16 protein-coding genes are annotated in these 22095 nt (G+C 39.1%); 11 read left to right on the forward strand and 5 right to left on the reverse strand.

The features are described 5' to 3' along the window. Positions 1-1218: 1218 nt before the first annotated feature. The 5 genes from glgB to ABES03_RS01210 all read left to right on the forward strand — a co-directional run bounded on the left by glgB (position 1219) and on the right by ABES03_RS01210 (position 9187). The gene (glgB, locus tag ABES03_RS01190) at positions 1219-3159 is read left to right on the forward strand and encodes a 1,4-alpha-glucan branching protein GlgB (protein WP_430114428.1); all 1941 of its coding nucleotides are present in this window, start codon (positions 1219-1221) and stop codon (positions 3157-3159) included. Continuing rightward, the gene (locus ABES03_RS01195) at positions 3110-4255 is read left to right on the forward strand and encodes a glucose-1-phosphate adenylyltransferase (RefSeq protein ID WP_430114430.1); all 1146 of its coding nucleotides are present in this window, start codon (positions 3110-3112) and stop codon (positions 4253-4255) included. The genes glgB and ABES03_RS01195 overlap by 50 nt, the downstream gene beginning before the upstream one ends. Positions 4256-4324: 69 nt before the next feature. After that, the gene (locus ABES03_RS01200) at positions 4325-5356 is read left to right on the forward strand and encodes a sugar phosphate nucleotidyltransferase (RefSeq protein WP_430114433.1); all 1032 of its coding nucleotides are present in this window, start codon (positions 4325-4327) and stop codon (positions 5354-5356) included. Next, complete coding sequence (gene glgA, locus ABES03_RS01205; RefSeq protein WP_430114435.1) at positions 5353-6804, forward strand: glycogen synthase GlgA; 1452 nt, start codon at positions 5353-5355, stop codon at positions 6802-6804. The genes ABES03_RS01200 and glgA overlap by 4 nt, the downstream gene beginning before the upstream one ends. After that, positions 6794-9187 (forward strand): glycogen/starch/alpha-glucan phosphorylase, encoded by a 2394-nt coding sequence (locus ABES03_RS01210; RefSeq protein WP_430114438.1) that lies wholly within the window; start codon positions 6794-6796, stop codon positions 9185-9187. The genes glgA and ABES03_RS01210 overlap by 11 nt, the downstream gene beginning before the upstream one ends. A 45-nt stretch (positions 9188-9232) precedes the next feature. On the opposite strand, the gene ABES03_RS01215 is transcribed toward ABES03_RS01210, so the two are convergent. Further along, positions 9233-10168 (reverse strand): 1,4-dihydroxy-2-naphthoate polyprenyltransferase, encoded by a 936-nt coding sequence (locus ABES03_RS01215; protein WP_430114440.1) that lies wholly within the window; start codon positions 10166-10168, stop codon positions 9233-9235. Positions 10169-10520: 352 nt separating this feature from the next. Between ABES03_RS01215 and ABES03_RS01220 the strand changes: the two genes are divergently transcribed. The 6 genes from ABES03_RS01220 (at position 10521) to menC (ending at position 18179) form a co-directional block, all read left to right on the forward strand. Then, entirely contained in the window at positions 10521-11921 is a 1401-nt protein-coding gene (locus ABES03_RS01220) for an isochorismate synthase (protein WP_430114442.1), read from the forward strand. A 1-nt stretch (position 11922) separates the two neighbouring features. Beyond that, the gene (menD, locus tag ABES03_RS01225) at positions 11923-13671 is read left to right on the forward strand and encodes a 2-succinyl-5-enolpyruvyl-6-hydroxy-3-cyclohexene-1-carboxylic-acid synthase (RefSeq protein ID WP_430114444.1); all 1749 of its coding nucleotides are present in this window, start codon (positions 11923-11925) and stop codon (positions 13669-13671) included. Next, positions 13671-14477: a 2-succinyl-6-hydroxy-2,4-cyclohexadiene-1-carboxylate synthase gene (gene menH, locus ABES03_RS01230; RefSeq protein WP_430114446.1), complete on the forward strand. Its 807-nt coding sequence runs from the start codon at positions 13671-13673 to the stop codon at positions 14475-14477. Before menD ends, menH begins: the two co-directional genes overlap by 1 nt. A 17-nt stretch (positions 14478-14494) precedes the next feature. Then, complete coding sequence (gene menB / locus ABES03_RS01235) at positions 14495-15313, forward strand: 1,4-dihydroxy-2-naphthoyl-CoA synthase (protein WP_430114449.1); 819 nt, start codon at positions 14495-14497, stop codon at positions 15311-15313. Between the two features lie 263 nt (positions 15314-15576). Then, the gene (locus ABES03_RS01240) at positions 15577-17073 is read left to right on the forward strand and encodes an o-succinylbenzoate--CoA ligase (protein ID WP_430114451.1); all 1497 of its coding nucleotides are present in this window, start codon (positions 15577-15579) and stop codon (positions 17071-17073) included. Beyond that, positions 17073-18179, forward strand: coding sequence for an o-succinylbenzoate synthase (menC, locus tag ABES03_RS01245; protein WP_430114570.1), 1107 nt, complete (start codon positions 17073-17075; stop codon positions 18177-18179). The genes ABES03_RS01240 and menC overlap by 1 nt, the downstream gene beginning before the upstream one ends. 48 nt (positions 18180-18227) lie before the next feature. Here menC and ABES03_RS01250 read toward each other — a convergent pair whose 3' ends face one another. The 4 genes from ABES03_RS01250 to ABES03_RS01265 all read right to left on the reverse strand — a co-directional run bounded on the left by ABES03_RS01250 (position 18228) and on the right by ABES03_RS01265 (position 21964). Continuing rightward, positions 18228-18389 (reverse strand): DUF1540 domain-containing protein, encoded by a 162-nt coding sequence (locus ABES03_RS01250; protein ID WP_430114453.1) that lies wholly within the window; start codon positions 18387-18389, stop codon positions 18228-18230. 85 nt (positions 18390-18474) lie between these two features. Beyond that, entirely contained in the window at positions 18475-19524 is a 1050-nt protein-coding gene (locus tag ABES03_RS01255; protein WP_430114455.1) for a cytochrome d ubiquinol oxidase subunit II, read from the reverse strand. Positions 19525-19539: 15 nt separating this feature from the next. Further along, positions 19540-20901, reverse strand: coding sequence for a cytochrome ubiquinol oxidase subunit I (locus ABES03_RS01260; RefSeq protein ID WP_430114457.1), 1362 nt, complete (start codon positions 20899-20901; stop codon positions 19540-19542). 118 nt (positions 20902-21019) lie between these two features. Continuing rightward, positions 21020-21964, reverse strand: coding sequence for a metal ABC transporter solute-binding protein, Zn/Mn family (locus ABES03_RS01265; protein WP_430114459.1), 945 nt, complete (start codon positions 21962-21964; stop codon positions 21020-21022). Positions 21965-22095: the final 131 nt, after the last annotated feature.

Consider the following 22095-nt stretch of genomic DNA (forward strand, 5'->3'; position numbering starts at 1 on the left):
TATGGGTAACGTAGACGGCTCCTACGTGACCGAACACAACATAAAACAATCCTATGGGTAACGTAGACAGCTCCTACGTGACCAAACACAACGTAAAACAACCACATGGGTAACGTAGACGGTTCCTACGAGACCAAACACAACGTAAAAAATCCATATGGGTAACGTAGACGACCCCTACGTGACCGAACACAACGTAAAACAACCATATGGGTAACGTAGACGGTTCCTACGTGACCGGACACAACTTAAAACAACTATATGGGTAACGTAGACGGTTCCTACGTGACCGAACACAACGTAAAACAATCGTATGGGTAACGTAGACAGCTCCTACGTGACCAAACACAACGTAAAAAATCCATATGGGTAACGTAGACGACCCCTACGTGACCGAACACAACGTAAAACAACCATATGGGTAACGTAGACGGTTCCTACGTGACCGGACACAACTTAAAACAACTATATGGGTAACTTAGAAGGCTCCTACGTGACCGAACACAACATAAAACAATCCTATGGGTAACATAGACGGTTCCTACGTGACCGAACACAACGTAAAACAATCGTATGGGTAACATAGACGGCTCCTACGTGACCGAACACAACGTAAAACAATCCTATGGGTAACGTAGACGACCCCTACGTGACCGAACACAACATAAAACAACCATATGGGTAACATAGACGGCATGTACGTAACCAAATGCTACATTCAAGACTAATCGAGCACCCTAGGCCATTCCCCTCATATGTGACCAAAGCAGCTTTAAAAATTCATCTCTCCATTTCTGTGACTATTTCCTCATACACTAGCTAAAAGGTCCCTTTACTCCATTTTAAGAATCACAAACCTCATCAACCGTGAAAATATTATAGGGAAATAACAATTTAGAGGATTTTCACCCGGAACCAAAATTGATAACGCTTACAAAATACTGCATTTCTTAAAAATTTACTACTTTAACGTGTTATAAATCAAATAATTTTTTTAAAGGATTTTTATAAAAAAAATCAGAAAAACTTTAAAGATTCCTGTCGATTCACGATGTTTTATTTGTCGTTTGGTGTTGAATATTGTTGGAAAATGCCTCTTTATAGCAGTTTACAACAGTAATTGTCAGAAAAGATAAAAAAGTTTTTGGAGGCATATCAACCATTTGGAATTATAATTGGTCTTTGAAATACATATTTTCAATGGGGATGAGGATAGCCATGACAGTGAACACGTTATTTCCTACTGATTATCAGCTGCACTTATTTCATGAAGGAAACTTCTTTCAAAGTCATCAGCTTTTTGGCGCTCATATCTTCAAGAATTCCGATCAAGTATACACACGCTTTTGCGTATGGGCCCCTAATGCCCGTCAGGTAAGACTTGCAGGGGATTTTAACAACTGGAATGGTGAAGGGTATGAATTACAAAGGGTTAACAATGAAGGCGTATGGATTCTAATCTTGAAGCAGGACATGACAGGAAGTCTTTATAAGTATGAAATTTTCTCACAAACGGGAGAAAGATTGCTAAAGGCAGATCCATTCGCGTTTTATTCTGAAATAAGACCAATGACGGCTTCGATCGTTTATTCACTAAATAACTATAAGTGGCAAGATAATCATTGGATGAATCGTAGAGGAAAAAAGAACTTCCTATCTGAACCAGCCATCATTTATGAGGTTCATATGGGTTCCTGGAGGAAGAAAACCAACAATGAATACTTAACTTATCAAGAACTAGCATCAGAGCTAATACCGTACGTAATTGAGCATGGTTTTACTCATATAGAGCTGTTGCCAATTGTCGAGCACCCGCTCGACGATTCATGGGGTTATCAAGGTACAGGTTATTTCTCAGTCACTTCAAGGTATGGAACACCAGATGACTTTCGACAGTTTGTAGACCAATGTCATCAGAATGGTATTGGTGTCATTCTTGATTGGGTACCAGGACATTTTTGTAAAGATGCTCATGGACTTTATCGCTTTGATGGTACTCATATCTATTCCTATAAGCATGAATGCGATAGAGAAAATCTTGTATGGGGTACAGCAAACTTTGACCTTGATAAGGGAGAAGTTCAAAGTTTCCTCATTTCAAATGCTCGGTATTGGATGGAATATTTCCATATTGATGGTTTCCGAATGGATGCGGTGGCAAATATCATTTATTGGCCGAATGCATCAAACGGTAAGAGTGAGAATCCATTTGGAATAAATTTTTTAAAGAAATTAAATCAAGAAATTCATGAATACGATCCACATTTTTTAATGATTGGTGAGGATTCAACTGATTTTCCACAAGTTACAGCACCCGTCCATTATGGCGGTCTTGGCTTTGATTACAAATGGAATATGGGTTGGATGAATGACATGTTGGAATATATGGAAACCCCTCCATATTTAAGGCAGCAGGCCCATTCAAAAGTTACTTTTTCACTTTTATATGCGTTTTCAGAAAACTTTATGCTCCCCTTTTCACATGATGAAGTGGTACATGGGAAGAAATCGTTGCTAGATAAGATGCCAGGCGAATACTGGGAAAAATTTGCTCAATTAAGGCTTCTGCTCGGCTATATGTTTGCACACCCAGGAAAAAAACTTTTATTTATGGGATTTGAATTTGGGCAGTTTGCCGAATGGAAGGATAAAGAACAACTTGATTGGCACTTAATGGACTATGACATGCACCGAAGCCTAAATGACTATGTGAAAGTGCTAACTAAGGTGTATAAGCGCTCAAAAGCCCTTTATGAACTGGATCATTTACAGGAAGGGTTTCAATGGATTGACGTGGATAACAGTCATCAATCAATCTTCTCCTTTATTCGAAAAGGTAAAAAAGAAGAGGATCATTTAATCATTATTTGCAACTTCACTGGCGTCAGTTACCCAGTATATAAAGTCGGTGTTCCTCTACCAGGAGAGTATCGAGAAATTTTCACTAGTGATCAAAAAGAATACGGTGGAAAGGGAATGGTTAACAAAAAGACCATTGTTGCATTAGAAGAACCATTCCATGGTCAAACATACTCAATAGACATCAGCATTCCCCCATTCGGTTTTCAAATAATTAGACCGGTTAAAAAACGAAAGGAGCGAAAAGGAAATGGCAAAGAAAAAGTGCGTAGCCATGCTATTAGCAGGAGGGAAAGGTAGCAGACTTAATTCCCTAACAAAGGATTTGGCAAAGCCAGCGGTACCATTTGGTGGAAAATACCGTATTATAGATTTTACGCTAAGCAACTGTGCAAATTCTGGTATAGATACGGTCGGTGTTCTTACTCAATACCAACCCTTGCTGTTAAATTCTTATATTGGAATTGGCAGTGCATGGGACCTAGATCGTAAAGATGGAGGAGTTACCGTTTTACCTCCATACAGTGAATCTTCTGAAGTTAAGTGGTATACAGGTACTGCAAGTGCCATCTATCAAAACTTAAATTATCTGAAGCAATATCAGCCGGAATATGTATTAATCCTATCTGGTGACCATATCTACAAAATGAACTATGAAAGTATGCTTGACTATCATATTCAAAAAAGGGCAGATGTAACGATTTCCTTAATCGAGGTACCGTGGGTCGAAGCGAGTCGATTTGGCATCATGAATACAACCGAGGATATGAGAATAGTAGAGTTTGAGGAAAAACCGGCGAATCCAAAGAACAATCTTGCTTCCATGGGCATTTATATTTTCAGCTGGAATGTTCTAAAGGAATTTTTAGAAATGGACGACCGAAATCCTGAATCAAGCCATGATTTTGGTAAAGATGTGATTCCGATGCTTTTAGAGGAAAATAAGAAAATGTTTGCTTATCCATTTAAAGGATATTGGAAGGACGTTGGAACGGTGCAAAGCCTTTGGGAAGCAAACATGGATTTGTTAGGAGAGGATTGTGACCTAGATTTATTTGATCATGATTGGAGAATATACTCTGTCAATCCGAACCAACCTCCACAATATATCTCACCAAATGCAGTGGTTAAGGAATCATTAATCAATGAGGGATGTACGATTGAAGGTGAAATCGATCAATCTGTATTATTCCAAGGGGTAACGGTGGGAAGCGGCTCTATTATTAAGGAATCTGTCATCATGCCAGATGCCACAATCGGAAATAATTGCTTGATTGAAAAAGCAATTGTTCCGTGCGACGTTCAAATACCAGACGGAACAGTAATTCGTTCTTTTGATGGGGAGATTGTTTTAGTTACGAACGAAATGTTAAGCGGACTGTATCCTGCTTTTTAATTAATATTTAGGGGCTAAAGTAGGCCCCTGAAAAGGCGTTTCCTATTTTATTAATTGGAGGGGTTCGGAGTGAAAAGAAAGCTTTTAGGTGTCATTGATGCCACTACTTACCATGAGGATTTGGAAGATTTATTAACTCACCGGTCACTGGCAGCACTACCTTTTGCGGGTAGATATCGGATTATAGATTTTGTGTTATCAAATATGGTGAATTCAGGGATACGAAGTGTAGCTATTTTTCCAAAAATGCAATATCGCTCGCTTATGGATCATCTTGGTTCAGGAAAAAACTGGGATCTAAATCGAAAGCGGGATGGACTTTTCTTTTTCCCGTCTCCAATTGTTGATAACGACGGTAATAAAATCGGATCATTTGAGCATTTTGCCGCGAATCTGGACTTCTTTTATCGAAGTACACAGGAATATGCAATTATTTCTAATTGTTATACCGTTTTTAACATGACCTTTCATTCTGTTCTTAATTGGCATAGCGAAAATGGATGTGATATCACTGAAATCCATCATAAAGATGGCCGTCCAATGGAGATGTATTTAATTAAAACTTCTTTATTAATAAAGCTAATTGAAACAAGAAATGAAACAGGATATACGTGCATGAAGGATGTAGTAAATGATCTACATAATGACTACACGATTTGCCGCTATAATTATGAGGGTCATGCGGTAATGATTGATACCATTGAAAACTACTTTTCTACTAGCATGAACTTGTTGCAGCCTGATGTATGGAAAAAACTCTTTATCAAAGAACAGCCGATTATTACAAAGGTAAAGGACGAACCTCCGACCAAATATGTAAAAGGTTCTGAAGTGAAAAACGCAATGATTGCAAATGGCTGTTTAATTAATGGTCATGTTGAAAATAGTATCGTTTCCCGTGGAGTTAAAATTGGTAAAGGTGCAGTGATTAAGAACTGTATTATCATGCAGAAATGCCATATAGAAGAGAATTGTTATCTAGATTCAGTTATTCTAGATAAAGATGTGAGAGTAGAGGCAGGAACCCACTTAGTCGGAACTGCTCGTTCCCCATATGTGATTCGAAAAGGAACGAAACAAGGAGCGTTGATGAACTCGTGAAAGTATTATTTGCTGTTTCGGAATGTGGTCCTTTTGCAAAATCTGGAGGTCTAGCAGATGTTGCTGGTTCACTTCCTAAAGAACTAAAAAACCTAGGAACAGATGTTAGGGTAATTTTACCTAAATATGGAACCATTTCTGAAGAGTATAAAATGGAAATGAAAAAGATAAAAGAATTTACTGTTCCTGTTGGTTGGAGAAATCAATATTGTGGCATTGAAGAGCTTACTCATCAGGGGGTTACCTACTATTTTGTAGATAATGAATACTATTTTAAGCGAGAAAATCTCTATGGCTATTATGATGATGGCGAGAGATTTGCCTATTTTAATCGGGCCGTACTTGAAACAATCGCTCAGCTGAATTTTTTTCCTGATGTTATGCATTGTCATGATTGGCATACGGCGATGATTCCTTTTCTATTAAGAACGGAATATTACAAGAGAAAAGGGTACGGTCTAATTAAGACGATGTTTACGATTCATAATCTTCAATTTCAGGGTATATTTCCTAAAGAGGTGCTCGGTGATTTACTTGGACTCGACTATCAAGTCTTTCGTCCAAACACCTTAGAGTTTTTTGGCAATGTTAACTTTATGAAGGGTGCATTGGTTGCAGCGGATAAAATCACCACCGTAAGCCCGACCTATAAAGAGGAGATTCAAACGCCAGTCTTTGGTGAAAAACTGGATGGACTTCTGAGGGAGAGAAATGAAGATCTCCTTGGTATTCTAAATGGAATAGACGAGGACTTTTACAATCCAGCGGAGGATGAATTGATTTACCAAACCTATACAGCGAATAATCACCAAAAAAAATCAATCAATAAGAGCGAGATTCAAAAACGGTTTGACCTGCCACAAAGCTCAAGAACTCCTTTACTCGTAATGATCTCAAGACTAACGAAGCAAAAGGGACTTGATTTAGTGAAATGTGTCCTGCGCGATCTTCTACAAGAGGATATTCAAATCATCATTCTTGGAACGGGTGATTACGAATACGAAGAACACTTAAGGCATGCTGCCCGTATTTATCCTGAAAAATTAAAGGTTCATACTGGTTTTAATGAAGAGCTTGCCCATAAGTTGTATGCTGCCGCTGACATCTTTTTAATGCCATCCTTGTTCGAACCATGCGGACTCGGCCAGTTGATTGCTATGAAATATGGTGCGGTACCAATTGTTCGTGAAACGGGAGGCCTAAACGATACAGTCAATGCCTGGAATGAATTTACTGGTGAAGGAAATGGATTCTCCTTTAAAAACTTTAACGCTCATGACATGCTTTATACTATTCAAAGAGCGATTAGCTTTTATCATGACCGTGAAGTGTGGGAAACCATTGTCACGCAAGCAATGAAAATGGATAATAGCTGGGCACAGTCCGCATTCCGATATAACCAGCTCTATGCGGAGCTCATCTCAAGGAGTGAAACCCATGTTTTCTAGTACCACTGAGTTTAAGAAGACCTTTTTAAAGAGGCTTGAGATGCTATGTGGGAAGAGTTTCTCTGAAAGCTCTAGTAGAGACCACTACCAAACACTAGGGAACTTGATCCGCGAATATGTTAGTAATGACTGGATTGCTACAAACGAACGGTACCATGCTGCCCAAGGTAAGCAGGTATATTATCTTTCCATTGAATATCTATTAGGAAAGTTACTAAGGCAAAATTTAATCAATTTAGGAATCGAAGAAACTGTCCAAGAAGGTCTCCAAGAACTGGGGATTGATCTGGGAGAATTAGAAGAATTAGAAGCGGATGCGGGTCTGGGAAACGGCGGCTTAGGAAGATTAGCCGCCTGCTTTTTAGACTCCCTTGCATCTCTTAATCTTCCGGGGCATGGTCATGGAATACGGTATAAACATGGTTTATTTGAACAAAAAATTGTGGATGGCTATCAAGTGGAGTTACCTGAGCAATGGCTGAGGAGCGGCAATGTTTGGGAAATTAGGAAAGTAGACTATGCGGTAAAAATTCCATTTTGGGGTAAGGTGGAAGCCAAAATGGAAAACGGACGTCTTGTCTTTCATCATCTAAATGCGGAAACCGTTACAGCTGTGCCTCATGATATGCCAGTCATAGGATATAAATCAAATACCATTAATACTTTAAGACTTTGGAATGCGGAACCATCGCAATTTCCTTTTCATAAGGATATCTTAAAATATAAGCGAGAAACCGAATCGATTTCTGAGTTTTTATATCCGGACGATACGCATGATGACGGGAAAATTTTAAGATTAAAACAGCAATATTTTCTCGTTTCAGCAAGTATCCAATCCATTATTAGAAGCTACAGAAAACAACATACTAGCTTAAATCAACTCCATGAACATATTTGTATTCATATCAACGATACTCACCCAGTACTTGCTATTCCTGAGTTAATGAGGATCCTCATTGATGAGGAAGGATTCGACTGGGAACAGGCATGGGACATTACACAAAATACAATCTCATATACCAATCATACAACCTTATCAGAAGCTTTGGAAAAATGGCCAATCCATATTTTTCAGCCCTTACTTCCTAGGATTTATATGATAATTGAAGAAATTAATGAACGGTTCTGCCGGGAGTTATGGACTCAAACGCCAGGTGATTGGGAGCGAATAAGGGGACTTGCAATCCTTGCAGATGATTTTGTAAAAATGGCACATTTAGCGATTGTCGGAAGCTTTAGTGTCAATGGTGTAGCGAAGCTGCATACGGAGATATTAAAGCAGCGGGAAATGAATCAGTTCTATCAGCTATATCCTGAAAAGTTTAATAACAAAACAAACGGAATTGCACACCGTCGTTGGCTGCTCAAAGCCAACCCGAAATTATCGTCCCTTATCACTGAGTCGATTGGGGAAACCTGGACTTATTCAGGTACAGAGCTCTCTAGCTTACTTAATTTTCAACATGATACCGCATTTTTAGAGAAGCTCCTTAAAATAAAAAAGGAAAATAAGCGGGTACTGGCAGATATTATTCTTGATAGGACGGGAGTGGCTGTAGATACTCAGGCAATTTTCGATGTCCAAGTGAAACGACTACATGCCTACAAGCGTCAATTGTTAAATGTGGTACATATTATGCACCTTTATAACAGAATTAGAGAGGATTCTAGCTTCTCACTTGTACCAAGAGTGTTTATTTTTGGAGCAAAAGCATCTCCGGGCTATTATTATGCAAAGAAAATTATCAAATTAATTAATACGGTGGCTGAAAAAATAAATAATGACCCAAAAGTGAATGACCGCCTGAAAGTCATTTTCTTGGAGAATTATCGTGTTTCTTTAGCTGAAAAAGTCTTTCCTGCTGCCGATGTAAGTGAACAAATCTCGACGGCAAGCAAAGAAGCGTCAGGTACGGGAAATATGAAATTCATGATCAATGGCGCATTAACGGTAGGGACATTAGATGGTGCAAATATTGAAATAAAGGAATTAGTGGGCGACTCAAATATTTTTACTTTTGGTCTTAGTGCAGAAGAAGTTCTCCATTATTATCAACATGGAGGATACCAATCCGTTGACTATTATCACCATGATGTTAGAATTCGCCAGGCAGTCGATCAACTGGTAAACGGATTTTTCCCTGGAGTCTACAACGAATTTGAGCCTATTTTTGATTCACTACTTGAGGAAAACGATCAATATTTTGTCTTGAAGGATTTTGCTTCCTATGCTGATATTCAACGTTCTGTTGGGGAAGCGTTTAATGATTCTTTAAGATGGCAAAGAATGAGTTTAACGAACATTGCTCATGCAGGTTATTTTTCAAGTGACCGAACCATTCAAGAGTACGCGGATGGTATATGGGGGATTAAATCAATTTAACAAAAAAAGCTTCTGCTAAATTGGCAGAAGCTTTCTTTGTTTTATTTAAATATAATGTCCGATGAAAATCCCAACTGCTAATAAAAATCCGAAAATTGTATTGGTTTGGGCAGTTGCCTTCATTGCTGGTGCCATTTGAATTGGCAGCGTACCTTCGATAAAACCTTTGATTGCTTTGATTGCTTTTGGTGCACTTAGTATAACAACGGCTGTCCAAATGGGTGCCTCATTGCTAATAATAAGCCCAAGAATCCAAATGTAAGAAAAGATAAACATGACAGCTAATAAGCGGATGGCTTTCTTTTTCCCAATTAGAATGGCTAATGTTTTACGGCCATTTTCTTTATCACCATCAAGGTCACGAATGTTATTTGAAAAATTAATCGCGCCAACCAACACTAATATTGGAATGGAAATAAGGATACTTGTCTTGGTAACAGTCCCTGTTTGGATAAAGAAAGTAATCAGAATGATTAACATTCCCATGAAAAAGCCTGAAAATAATTCACCAAATGGTGTGTAAGCTATCGGTAATGGACCACCACTATATAGATAGCCAACTGCCATACAAACAAGACCAACTGCTGCCAGCCACCAGCTGCTGTTCAAACAAATATATACTCCTAATAAAAGGGCTATTCCATACAAGCTTAAAGCAATTTTCATAACTGTATTAGGCTTAATTCCATCACGAACAATGGAGCCGCCAATTCCGACTGAATGTTCATTATCAAGGCCGCGTTTAAAATCAAAGTACTCATTAAACATATTAGTGGCTGCTTGAATTAATAAACTAGCGATTAGCATGGCCAAAAATAAACCGAAGTGAATTTTGCCTGATTTTAATGCAAGTGCAGTACCTAGTATAACCGGTACGAAAGCAGCAGTTAATGTATGTGGTCGGGTCATTTGCCACCAAACTTGAAAGCCACGATTTGTTTCAACGGCAGGCTTCGAATTCTGCTGTATATTTGGCTGCATATTATTCTCTCCCTTTTCTAAATTTATTCTCTATATGAAGTACAATTAGTAGTGTTGTATGGGCTTATGCCCAAAACTAAGTGTATGGAATTCCTGTAATAGTGTCAATTAATTTTTGCTATCAAAACTAGAAGATAATACCTGTTCGATTATTATTAGTTGGTTGGTGGGACAATCAAAGTAATGATAAATCCGTTTTCACCCAAAAGGTGACAATTTGATATATAATAAGGAATGAAGGCAGTTTTAGTAGTGACAAGTAATATTGACTTCTTTACAATGGGAATAGTATCTAATATAAAGCTTAAAATGAATGGATAACAGTCATTTCGGCTGTTTTGGAGGGATTTGTTTGGTTACCATTCAAGAAACGGAAATAATTGAAAGGGGTCTTTCGGCTGTTAATCGTGCGAAAGAACTCGGTCGGCCCATTTTAATTAGTGAAGTTCATCAAATGGACATGATTCACCCACTACAATTTTTTAATGCAGGAAAAGACCGCTACCAAGGAGAACGTTTTTTCTGGAAGGATCCTACAAATGAGGTCATTCTTATTGGACTTGGGATCGCTAAACAAATTCAGTCGGATCAGGCTACTGACCGCTTTTTTCTTGTTGAGAAGGAGTGGAAAAACTTCTTAAAGGATAGCCTTATTTACAACGACTTTAATGAGATCGGTACTGGTCCTGTCATGTTTGGTGGTTTTTCATTTGATCCTTATAAAGAAAAAACAGAACTCTGGTCTAAATTTGCGGATTCCTTATTTCATATTCCTAAATACTTATTAAGTATTGTTCATGGAAAGGCCTTTTTAACTATCAACACAGTTTGTACACCACATGATGACTTGTCTTTATTCAGCAAGATTGTTGAAGAAAGAAATCAACTATTCCATTCCTTAGAACGAAAATATAAACCACTACCAAGTGCATTAGTTGAAAAAAGAGAGATACTACCTGAAAAATGGAAAACCACTGTTGATGGAGTTGTGAATGAGTTAACAAATGGTCCTTTAAAAAAGGTTGTCCTTGCACGTGAATTGAGACTTGTTTTTAACGACTTAGTAGAGGCAGAGGATGTACTGAATAAATTGTACACCCAGCAGCACGAAAGCTTTATTTTTGCTTTTGAGTCGAATGGGGATTGCTTTATCGGTGCTTCACCAGAGAGGCTTGTTAAAAAACAGGGGACTGAAGTGTACTCTACATGTCTTGCTGGCTCTATTTCAAGGGGTAAGACCGAAGAGGAAGACCAAACTTTAGGTGAGACGTTATTAAACGATCAGAAGAACTTAATCGAGCATGGTTATGTAGTGGAAATGATTAAGGAAGCCCTGGAAGAATCATGTGAAGAAATCATTCTCCCGGCTAAACCGCAGTTAATGAAGATTAGAGATATTCAACACTTGTACACACCAGTAATTGGAAAATGTAATCATGCAGCTTCCTTATTGCTCTTAGTTGAACGGCTTCATCCTACTCCTGCACTCGGAGGGTTACCAAAAGAGGCTGCAGTTGAAAAAATTAGACAGGTGGAGGATTTAGACCGTGGTTTTTATGCAGCTCCCTTAGGTTGGGTAGATTATAGGCAGAATGGTGAATTTGCAGTTTCAATTCGTTCTGGTCTAATTCAGGGCAAGGAGGCTTCGTTGTTTGCTGGATGTGGTGTGGTTGCAGACTCGAATGCAGAAAGTGAATATTTGGAGACGAGTTTGAAGTTTAGACCCATGCTTCGAGCTCTTGGAGGACAATAATATGAATCATCAAGAAGCATTAACCGCATATATCGCTGCCTTTGTTGCAGAGCTATTTTCTTCAGGGATCACAGATGTTGTCGTAAGCCCGGGCTCAAGGTCTACCCCCATGGCGATGGTGATGGCAGAACACCCTGATTTGAAGGTTCATATCCATGTGGATGAGCGCTCAGCGGCTTTTTTTGCCTTAGGAATAGCAAAAGCAACAAATAGACCTGTAGCCATTCTTTGTACCTCTGGCACTGCTGCAGCTAATTATTTTCCAGCCATTGTTGAGGCACGCTACTCAAGAGTGCCATTAATTGTGCTGACAGCAGACAGGCCACATGAGTTAAGAGAAGTAGGTGCTCCACAGGCAATTGACCAAATTCATTTATATGGAAAACATGTTAAGTGGTTTGCGGAAATGGCTTTACCAGAGAATAGTGTCGAAATGATCCGTTACGCCCGGACAATCTGTGCTCGCGCCACCTCTATTGCAAAAGGGGCACCATCTGGACCAGTCCATTTGAATTTTCCATTTAGGGAGCCACTTATCCCTAAAATGGATGAAAATCTGTTCCAATTAACAGAACGGCCAAAAGGATATGTTAAGGTTCAAAATGGGGAATTAACTATAGATGATGAGTATTTAAAAGAAATAGCAGTAAATTTAAAGGAAAAAGAAAGAGGCATCATTGTATGTGGGAATCTGGAAGACACAAATTTTGCTGATGCTGTTACCAAACTATCCACCTCATTAAACTATCCAATTTTGGCGGACCCGTTATCTCAATTAAGAAGCGGGGAACATAGTCATGAAAATATAATTGAAACGTATGATACATTTTTACGAAATGAGGATGCCAAAGCCTATCTGAAGCCGGAAGTGGTGATTCGATTCGGGCCCATGCCGATCTCGAAGGCATTAACGATTTTCTTAAAAGAAAATCATACAGCGGAGCAATATGTAATCGATGGTGGGGGAGGCTGGCGTGACCCAGCATCGTTATCTACTGAAATGGTATTTTGTAATGAGACTTTATTTTGTAACAAGCTGCTTCACTTTAATGAAAGCAAAATTTCTTCTGCATTCTTAGAAGAATGGCGTAAGGTAAACGAGTTGACGAAATCGAATATGAGTCAAATACGAGATATCACAGAATTAAGTGAGGGGCGTCTGTTTTACCAATTAGCAGATTTATTGCCTGAAGGTGCAACTCTATTTGTTGGAAATAGCATGCCGATTCGCGACTTAGATAGTTTCTTTCTTAATAATGGTAAATCCATTAAGATCATGGCTAACAGAGGTGCTAACGGAATTGATGGTACTGTGTCAACAGCACTAGGAGCAGCCTTGTATTCTGATTCATTATATCTAGTGCTAGGCGATTTAACCTTTTTCCATGATTTAAATGGCCTTATCGCAGCAAAGCTTTACGATATTGATATCCATATTATCTTAGTGAATAATAATGGGGGCGGGATTTTTTCCTTCCTTCCACAGTCAGAACATCCTAAGAATTTTGAACTATTGTTTGGTACACCGTTAAATATAGAATTTGAGCACGCCGTTCGCATGTTTAATGGAAACTTTTCAAAAATCCAAAATTGGGATCAGTTCGAATTAGAAATGAAAAAGTCAGTTGACCAGTCCGGTATTAATGTTTATGAGGTGGCAACGAACAGAGAAAAAAATCGTGACGAGCACCGCGAAATTTGGCGTTCTGTTTCCCAGGAAATATCAGAATTTGTCAAAGGAGCTCATTAATGGATGTAGTGATTGAAGGGCTTAATTATCATGTCGAGGTAAATGGGAATGGGTTTCCTCTTGTTTGTTTACATGGATTTACAGGCGATGGAACAACCTGGACTCCTTTTGTTGAAGCGTGGTGTAAGCGTTCTAAGGTAATCCTTGTTGATATTATCGGTCATGGGAAAACGGAGTCCCCTGAAGGAATAGAGCGATATCGTATAGAATCTGCTGCTCATGATTTAAACAAGATCCTCGATCATCTTGGGGTGCACCAAGTAGATGTACTGGGTTATTCAATGGGTGGCAGACTTGCCCTTACCTTTGCCATACTCTTTCCTGAAAAAGTTCGTAAGTTGGTTTTAGAAAGTGCCTCTCCAGGCCTTTTAACAGAAACTGAAAGAAAACTTCGCCGAATGAAAGATGCTGAACTTGCAAAGTTTATTAAAGAACGTGGAATTCAAGAATTTGTCGATTACTGGGAGGAGATTCCCTTGTTTTCGACCATGAAGAGTTTGCCAAAGTCAATCAATGAAACCTTAAGAAGTCAACGTTTAAACAATTCGCCAATCGGGCTTGCCAATAGCTTGTTAGGCATGGGCACTGGGGCACAGCCTTCCTGGTGGGGAAGGTTGAATGAACTAGAAATGGATGTCCTACTGCTTACTGGTAAAAAAGATAATAAGTTTTGTTTACTAGCGGAAAAAATGCTCAAGGAGTTGAAAAACGGAACTTGGACGATTTTTGAAAACAGTGGACATGCAATTCATGTGGAAGAAAAAGAAAAGTTTGGTACAATAGTAAGTGACTTTCTTAATACATAATAAAGGAGGATATCATTTTGACAGTAGAATGGATTGCAGGACGTAAATATGATGAGATTTTATATGAAACATATAACGGAATTGCAAAAATTACAATTAACCGCCCGCACGTACATAATGCGTTTACACCGAAAACCGTATCGGAATTAATCGATGCATTTGCGGTTGCACGTGATGATTCAAGTGTGGGAGTTATTGTATTAACAGGTGCTGGTGATAAGGCATTCTGTTCTGGTGGAGACCAATCGGTTCGTGGACATGGCGGATATGTGGGAGAAGACCAAATTCCACGATTAAATGTTCTTGATCTTCAACGCTTAATTCGAGTGATTCCTAAGCCAGTCATTGCAATGGTTAAGGGTTATGCAATTGGTGGAGGACATGTTCTTCATGTGGTATGTGATTTAACGATTGCTGCTGATAATGCTAGATTTGGACAAACTGGCCCTAAAGTGGGTAGCTTTGATGCTGGTTATGGTTCAGGCTATCTTGCAAGAATTATCGGACATAAGAAGGCTCGTGAAATTTGGTACTTATGCCGTCAATACAATGCACAAGAAGCACTTGATATGGGACTTGTAAATACAGTAGTTCCTCTTGAGAAAGTCGAAGAAGAAACAATTCAATGGTGTAATGAAATTCTTGAGAAAAGCCCAACTGCCCTTCGTTTCTTGAAGGCAGCAATGAACGCTGATACTGACGGCTTAGCTGGTCTACAGCAATTCGCTGGTGACGCTACATTACTTTACTATACAACGGATGAAGCAAAAGAAGGCCGTGATTCCTTCAAGGAAAAACGTAAACCTGATTTTGGCCAATTCCCACGTTTTCCTTGATCAAAAATTGCTTACAGCTTGATGGTTCCCCATCAGGCTGTTTTTAATATAGAGGCTGTGTTAAAGGACATTGTTGATTTTTATACTCTGTTGATTGGAGCGGAAGACGCGAAGACTCCTGTGGGAGTATGGTTCAGGGGAGACCCCGCAGGCGCTAGCGCCGAGGAGGCTCGCCGAAACACCCACGGAAAGCGAAGCGTCTGGAGCGCAAATCAACAGACCTGTTTAACAAAGCTAATAGAAAAAAAGAAGGCGATGATTTAATGCAATACGAGACTATTCCTAACTTCATAAAGAAACGAGTTTTTTTAACGCCGGATCGGACGGCAGTTTATTTTAACGAGCAGACCTTAACCTTTAAAGAACTCTATGAACGTTCCTTTAAGACTGCAGGGCAGCTTCAGGCACTAGGCGTTCAAAAAGATGCTTACCTAGCAGTTTTATTAAAAAATCATCTAGACACCATTGTGATCTTGTTTTCCCTTCAATTGCTAGGGGTAAAAGCAGTTATTTTGAATAACCGTTTAACACCAGCAGAATTAGTATGGCAATTGAATGATTCTAAAGTAGCCTTTCTCCTTGTTGAAGATTCGTTTTCAGATATAGAACAAGCCATAAGAATCGAACTTCCATCTCTAGCTACAATGACAAAAAGTGGCTTGTTTAACGTGGAAGCAAAAACTCCAGTAATACAGGAGGAAATCAACTTATCAGATACCTGTACGATCATGTATACGTCAGGAACAACAGGTCATCCAAAAGGAGTTATACAAACCTATGGGAACCACTGGTGGAGTTCGGTGGGATCCGCATTAAATTTAGGATTTATGGATAGTGATTGCTGGTTATGTGCGGTTCCACTGTTTCATATCAGCGGATTCTCCATTTTGATGCGGAGTGTCATCTATGGCATGCCTATTGTATTACATGAAAGCTTTGATGTGGAAAGAACGATTGAAGATTTGACCACTAAAAAAGTCACCATCATGTCTGTCGTAGGAACCATGCTAACCAGGATTGTTGATACACTGCAGGAGAGGCGTCTACCTCCTCTTTTTCGCTGTATGCTACTGGGCGGAGGACCTGCACCGTTACCTTTATTGAAAGCATGTTTGGAAAAGGATATACCTGTATTCCAAACATATGGAATGACGGAATCCTCCTCACAAATAGTGACACTTTCTCCAGAATATAGCTTAACTAAGCTTGGTTCGGCAGGTAAGCCTTTGTTCCCTGCACAGCTTCAAATCAGGCTGGAAGATGAACATATGGCAGAGGTAAATGAAGCTGGTGAAATTGTCGTAAAAGGACCCAATGTTACTCCTGGCTATTTAAATAGACCGGATGCCACAGAAGAGAAGGTTCGCAATGGTTGGTTCTATACCGGAGATATTGGCTATCTTGATGAGGAAGGGTTTTTATTTGTAATCGACCGACGTTCTGATTTAATTATTTCAGGGGGAGAAAATATTTATCCAGCTGAAATTGAATCTGTCTTGCTCGCCCATTCGGATGTGGCCGAAGCTGGTGTAACTGGTGTAGAGGATATGAAATGGGGACAGGTACCCGTTGCATTTATCGTATGTAGGGAAGGCAGAAAAGTAGAGGCGGATGTGCTCAGACAGTTTTGTTTACAGCACCTAGCAAAATATAAGGTTCCAAAAGCATTTTATTTTACTGAAAGTCTCCCAAGAAATGCTGCAAAAAAATTACTGCGAAGAAATCTCAGAGAATGGCTAAAAGAAGGAAAGGACATATGATGAGGATTGCATCAGTTGAACTTTTTGTCATTCAGATGCCCTTAAAATCTCCTTTTTTAACTCATTTAAGTACCGTTGACACTCGAGAGGGAATCATTGTAAAGGTAACAAATAAAGAGGGGATATCAGGGTATGGGGAAGGTGTGGCTTTTTCATCCCCATGGTACACAGAAGAAACAGTTTCAACCAGCTTACATATGTTAACGGATTTTTTCATCCCGATATTGCAAAAGCATCCAATTACTCACCCTGAGGATATTCACACCCTCTTTCGTTCTATTAGAAGAAACCATATGGCAAAGGCATCATTAGAAATGGCCTTATGGGACTTATATGCGAAAATTCACTCCTACTCTTTATCAAACATCCTTGGCGGAACCCGCTCACAGGTTACCTCAGGTGTGGTAGTAGCAACAGATTCAACTTCAAAAGCATTACATCAGATTGAACAATATCTTGATGAAGGATATCAGCGTATTAAAGTTAAGATTCATCCCAGCCAGGATTATTCCTATCTTTCAGAAATTCGTCGCTTTTACCCAGACATCCCGATTATGGCGGATGCCAATTCTGCGTATACATTAGAAGATATCGACCGCTTAAAAGCCCTAGACGATTTTAATCTACTGATGATTGAGCAGCCGCTTGCACAAGATGATATTCTAGAACACTCCTTGCTTCAAAAAGAACTGAAGACTCCTATTTGTTTGGATGAAAGCATTGTCAGTTTTGATGATGCAAGAAAGGCAATCGAGTTCGGCAGTTGTAAGGTGATCAACATCAAAGTGGGACGAGTGGGAGGACTGTATGAGGCCAAAAGAATCCATGACTATTGTTTTGAAAGAGATATCCCTGTTTGGTGTGGCGGGATGATTGAATTTGGTGTATCTCGTGCTCACAATATTGCGCTTGCTTCCCTTCCTGGATTCACCATACCAGGAGATATCAGTGCATCGAACCGTTTTTGGGAGGAAGACATCATCACTCCGGAAGTTGTCGTGGAAAATGGATTTATTACAGTACCGAATCAACCAGGTATTGGTTTTAATGTAAATGAGAAGAGACTTAATGAGATTCTTTTAACCAAAAAGACTTTTCAATTCTAATACGAAAGAACCAGCCTAGGTGTCGGCTGGTTCTTCCTTTATCCTCGATTATGATAATCCGCTTGGTTCAAATGTTTTACAATCCGTTTCCCTATTATTATCAGCTGTATCACCAGTATGGCTGACTACATAAATTTGATCCGCACTACATTTATTTCCCTTCGCCCAAAACGAACAGTTATTTACTTCACATAACACATCTTTAGCCATTGTTGTATCACTCCTTATTGGATTTTAAGATACAGGAATAGCATTTGATGATTTCATGGAAAACATGCCTGCCAGAATTGGGATATTACTTTTTAGGAATGCTCGTTTTGCTTTGTCTTAAATAGCGTTTATCATTCATAAATAAGCTCCAAAAGTAAATAAAGCCAGGAAACAAAATGGCAAAACCAACAATATAGGTAATAAAAATAGCCCGAAAAGAATTAGGGTCGGTAAAAGCAGAATGAATCGTCACTTCAGGATAGACGATATAAGGTAAATGCGCCTTGCCATATACATAACTGGCTACTAAATATTGTGCGGTTATGGCAATAACAGATAGACGAGGCCAGCCGGGTGTCTTTGTCTTATGAGATGGCAGCAATAAGCCAATTCCACCTACTAAAAAGCAACCAAGTGATAGGTAAAGTAGTGAAAGGTCGTGCATCATTTTTCCATAAATCCATGCTGCCTCATTTTTTAAAGTAAACATAATAAGAAATGCCATTATTAAAGAAATGGGCCCAATAATTAATGCATCTCTCCGATAGACACGGTAAGCCTCGAATTCCTCAGAGGCTTTGGAATAGTCCGCTAAAAGGAGGGAGGAAAGGAATAGAGTACTTGTTAGGGCAAATCCGAAAAAGGCATATTCATTAGGGCTTGTAAACAATCCAGCTAAATCTAAGGTTTGCCGGTTCTCAGAGAAATTCACATAGTTCCCATGGGTAATGGGAAGTACACTAATTAATAATCCTGGGATGACAATACCAGAAATTCCAGAAATGTATGTAAGCGGCTTTTTGTATTCCTCTGCTATGTTAGAAAAGACCAAAAACGCACTTCGGATTGACAACAGTAATAAGATAAGACTCCCTGGTACTAATAAAATCGTACCCAGCGTATAGGCACCTCTAGGAAAAAGACTGTAAACGGCAACAACAAGTGCCACAATAAACGTATTGGTTACCTCCCATGTCGGGGATAGGTAGCGGTTAGCAATGCTAGTAGCTGTTGTTTTTCTACGGTTAATGTAGAACATCGACCAAAATCCTGCGCCAAAATCCATTGTGGCCATAACAGCATAAATAAAAACAAATCCCCATAATACTGTTATGGCAAGATAGACATCCAACATGATTGTTCCACCTTCTTATGAATTTGAACTAAACAGTGGTACTCCTTTTTGATCCGCACGGTTTAGGTCATCAATAACGGTATTTTTCTTGAAATAATATCGAAGGACAAATAGAACAGAAAAGGCTAAAATCGCATAGACAATCGCAAATAGGATGAATAATATCCCCAAATTGGTTGCCGTAGTGACGGAATCCTTCGTCGACAGCACATGATAAATGGTCCATGGCTGCCTTCCTGTACAAGCAAAGACCCACCCGAATTCAATTCCTAAAACCGCCAAAGGACCAGAAAGTACATAGAGCCACATTAACCATTTCGGAAAGTGATCTTTTTTCAACACTCGTTTCCAGGCAAGCCCAATAAAGGAAATGAGAATGAGTAGGGAACCGATACCAACCATTCCATTAAACAGGGTATGGACAAACAGCGGCGGCCAGTGTTCTTTAGGGAAATCGTGTAACCCTTTAACAACAGTATCAAAACTATTTCCAGCTAAAAAACTTAATGCCCATGGTATTTCAATCGCACCTTTTATGGTCTCTGTTTCTCGATCTGTAAATCCACCAATCGCAAGTGGTGCATGGGACTGAGTTTCAAATAATCCTTCAGCAGCCGCCAGCTTCTCTGGTTGGTATTCATGAAGAAGTTGGGCAGATTCATGCCCATTAAGAGCAGTCAATAAGGAAAAAAGACCGCCAACAATAAGACTCAGTAACAAGGCTTTTTGATGGAATTGATAAATTCTTGAAGGACGATCTGCTTTTATCATTTTGTAAGCTGAAACCGTTGCTACAATGAAGGCCCCTGTTGTATAAGCAGATAGTGCTACATGACCGGCGGTTACGAAAAAGCTTGGATTAAAGAAAGCTGCCCATGGATCCACATCTACAATCTTTCCATTAACGATATTAAAACCAGCTGGTGTCCCTTCAAAGGCATGGACATTGGTAATCAATACAGCTGACCCCATTGCTCCGATAGCAACGAGGAGTAAACTCGTAATTCTCATCCATGGGGCAATACGTTCTGCGGCATAGACATATATCGACATAAATAAGGCCTCTATGAAGAAAGCATAAATCTCAATTTGAAAGGGTAAGGCCATTACCTTTCCAATCACTTCCATGAAGCCGGGCCAAAGCAGGGACAACTGTACTCCGGCGATGGTACCGGTAGGAATGCCTACTCCGAGAAGAACGGCAAATGCCTTTGTCCATCTTTTAGCCATGACCACATACTCAATATCCTTGGTCTTTTGATAAATGAGCTCTGCAGTCAATATCATAAAGGGTAATCCAACCCCAATGGTAGCAAAGATAATATGGAAGCCCATCGTTGTTCCAAATAGACTCCTTGCGATTAATAAATCATCCATGTGAATCTCCCTCTCTAGTTAAACACGTATGAATGTATTGTTTACATGTTAAGGAGGAATATGTAAATATTTCTATTCATATAAAAAAAACCTCCCGAAGGACTCGGGAGATAGAATATTAGTTATTTAGTGCAGTTTTTAATGATTCTAGATTTTTAGCCATTAATGTAAAGTATGTTTCCTTGTTTTTAATGTCATTTTTTGATAATATGCCAAGGTTGTGAATGGGTAAGGCCCTTGCACCAATTTCCTTTTGAACGACTTTTCCTAGTTTCGATTGGACGTTTTGTTCGAAAAGAATATAGTGTAAGCCGTCGTGATCAGCAATTGAAATTATTTTTTCAAGTTCTTTTTGTGTAGGTTCATTCGTTGTTGAAAGACCTGAAATACTAATTTGTTCGATGCCATACCGTTTTTCCCAATAACCAAATGCAGCATGAGTAACAATTATTTTTTTATGCTTTGCGGTTGAAATCGTCTGCTGATATTGAGCATTAAGGTCATCTAGTTCCGTTGCCAGCTTCTGATAATTGGCTTCAAAAAGGTCTTTATTTTTCGGCATTTCTTTAGTTAATCTATCACGAATAACGGCTGCCATTTCCTTTGAATAAATAGGATCGAGCCAAACATGTGGATTTACATCACCACGGTGCTCATGGTCGTCATCCTCTTCTTCGTGAAGAGTGCTATCTTCCTTTGGCAGTTGAAGTTGATCCGCAACAGACACCAACTTTACATTTTCATTTTTTAATGTACCTTTTGCCTTTTCTACAAAGCCTTCAAGTCCAAGCCCAATATAGAATAATAAGTCTGAATCAGCCAAATTCATCATATCCTTTTGGGATGGCTCAAAAGTATGTTCATCGGCGCCAGGTGGATAAATGGTCTTTACATCGACCAAGTTCCCACCAATCCGTTCTGTAAAATATTGCAAGGGGAAAACCGTTGTATAAATCGTTAATTTGTCTTTTTTTGATTGTGACTGTTGGGTACCGTCTGAACATGCCGATAAAACAAGTGTTAATGGCAACAACAGAGAAAGTAATAGAATAATTTTTTTCATAAAAACTCCTCATCCTATATTTAAATCGGATTTATTACGATTTATTTGTCAAAAAAATTTTAGAATAAAAAAATGAAATAAAAGTGTATAATACGGAACGATTCCGATTTCCTCTAGTATCTTACAAAAAA

It is taken from the genome of Neobacillus rhizosphaerae, from assembly GCF_050477885.1.
In the GTDB taxonomy this organism is placed as follows: domain Bacteria; phylum Bacillota; class Bacilli; order Bacillales; family Cytobacillaceae; genus Neobacillus; species Neobacillus rhizosphaerae_A.

Excerpts from the sequence above, each read along its gene's own strand:
- ABES03_RS01240 (WP_430114451.1), top strand. The coding sequence starts at position 15,577 with ATGCAATACGAGACTATTCCTAACTTCATAAAGAAACGAGTTTTTTTA.
- ABES03_RS01195 (WP_430114430.1), top strand. The coding sequence starts at position 3,110 with ATGGCAAAGAAAAAGTGCGTAGCCATGCTATTAGCAGGAGGGAAAGGT.
- ABES03_RS01210 (WP_430114438.1), top strand. The coding sequence starts at position 6,794 with ATGTTTTCTAGTACCACTGAGTTTAAGAAGACCTTTTTAAAGAGGCTT.
- ABES03_RS01250 (WP_430114453.1), bottom strand. The coding sequence starts at position 18,389 with ATGGCTAAAGATGTGTTATGTGAAGTAAATAACTGTTCGTTTTGGGCG.
- menD (WP_430114444.1), top strand. The coding sequence starts at position 11,923 with ATGAATCATCAAGAAGCATTAACCGCATATATCGCTGCCTTTGTTGCA.
- ABES03_RS01215 (WP_430114440.1), bottom strand. The coding sequence starts at position 10,168 with ATGCAGCCAAATATACAGCAGAATTCGAAGCCTGCCGTTGAAACAAAT.
- menC (WP_430114570.1), top strand. The coding sequence starts at position 17,073 with ATGAGGATTGCATCAGTTGAACTTTTTGTCATTCAGATGCCCTTAAAA.
- menH (WP_430114446.1), top strand. The coding sequence starts at position 13,671 with ATGGATGTAGTGATTGAAGGGCTTAATTATCATGTCGAGGTAAATGGG.
- ABES03_RS01265 (WP_430114459.1), bottom strand. The coding sequence starts at position 21,964 with ATGAAAAAAATTATTCTATTACTTTCTCTGTTGTTGCCATTAACACTT.
- ABES03_RS01255 (WP_430114455.1), bottom strand. The coding sequence starts at position 19,524 with ATGTTGGATGTCTATCTTGCCATAACAGTATTATGGGGATTTGTTTTT.
- ABES03_RS01260 (WP_430114457.1), bottom strand. The coding sequence starts at position 20,901 with ATGGATGATTTATTAATCGCAAGGAGTCTATTTGGAACAACGATGGGC.
- glgB (WP_430114428.1), top strand. The coding sequence starts at position 1,219 with ATGACAGTGAACACGTTATTTCCTACTGATTATCAGCTGCACTTATTT.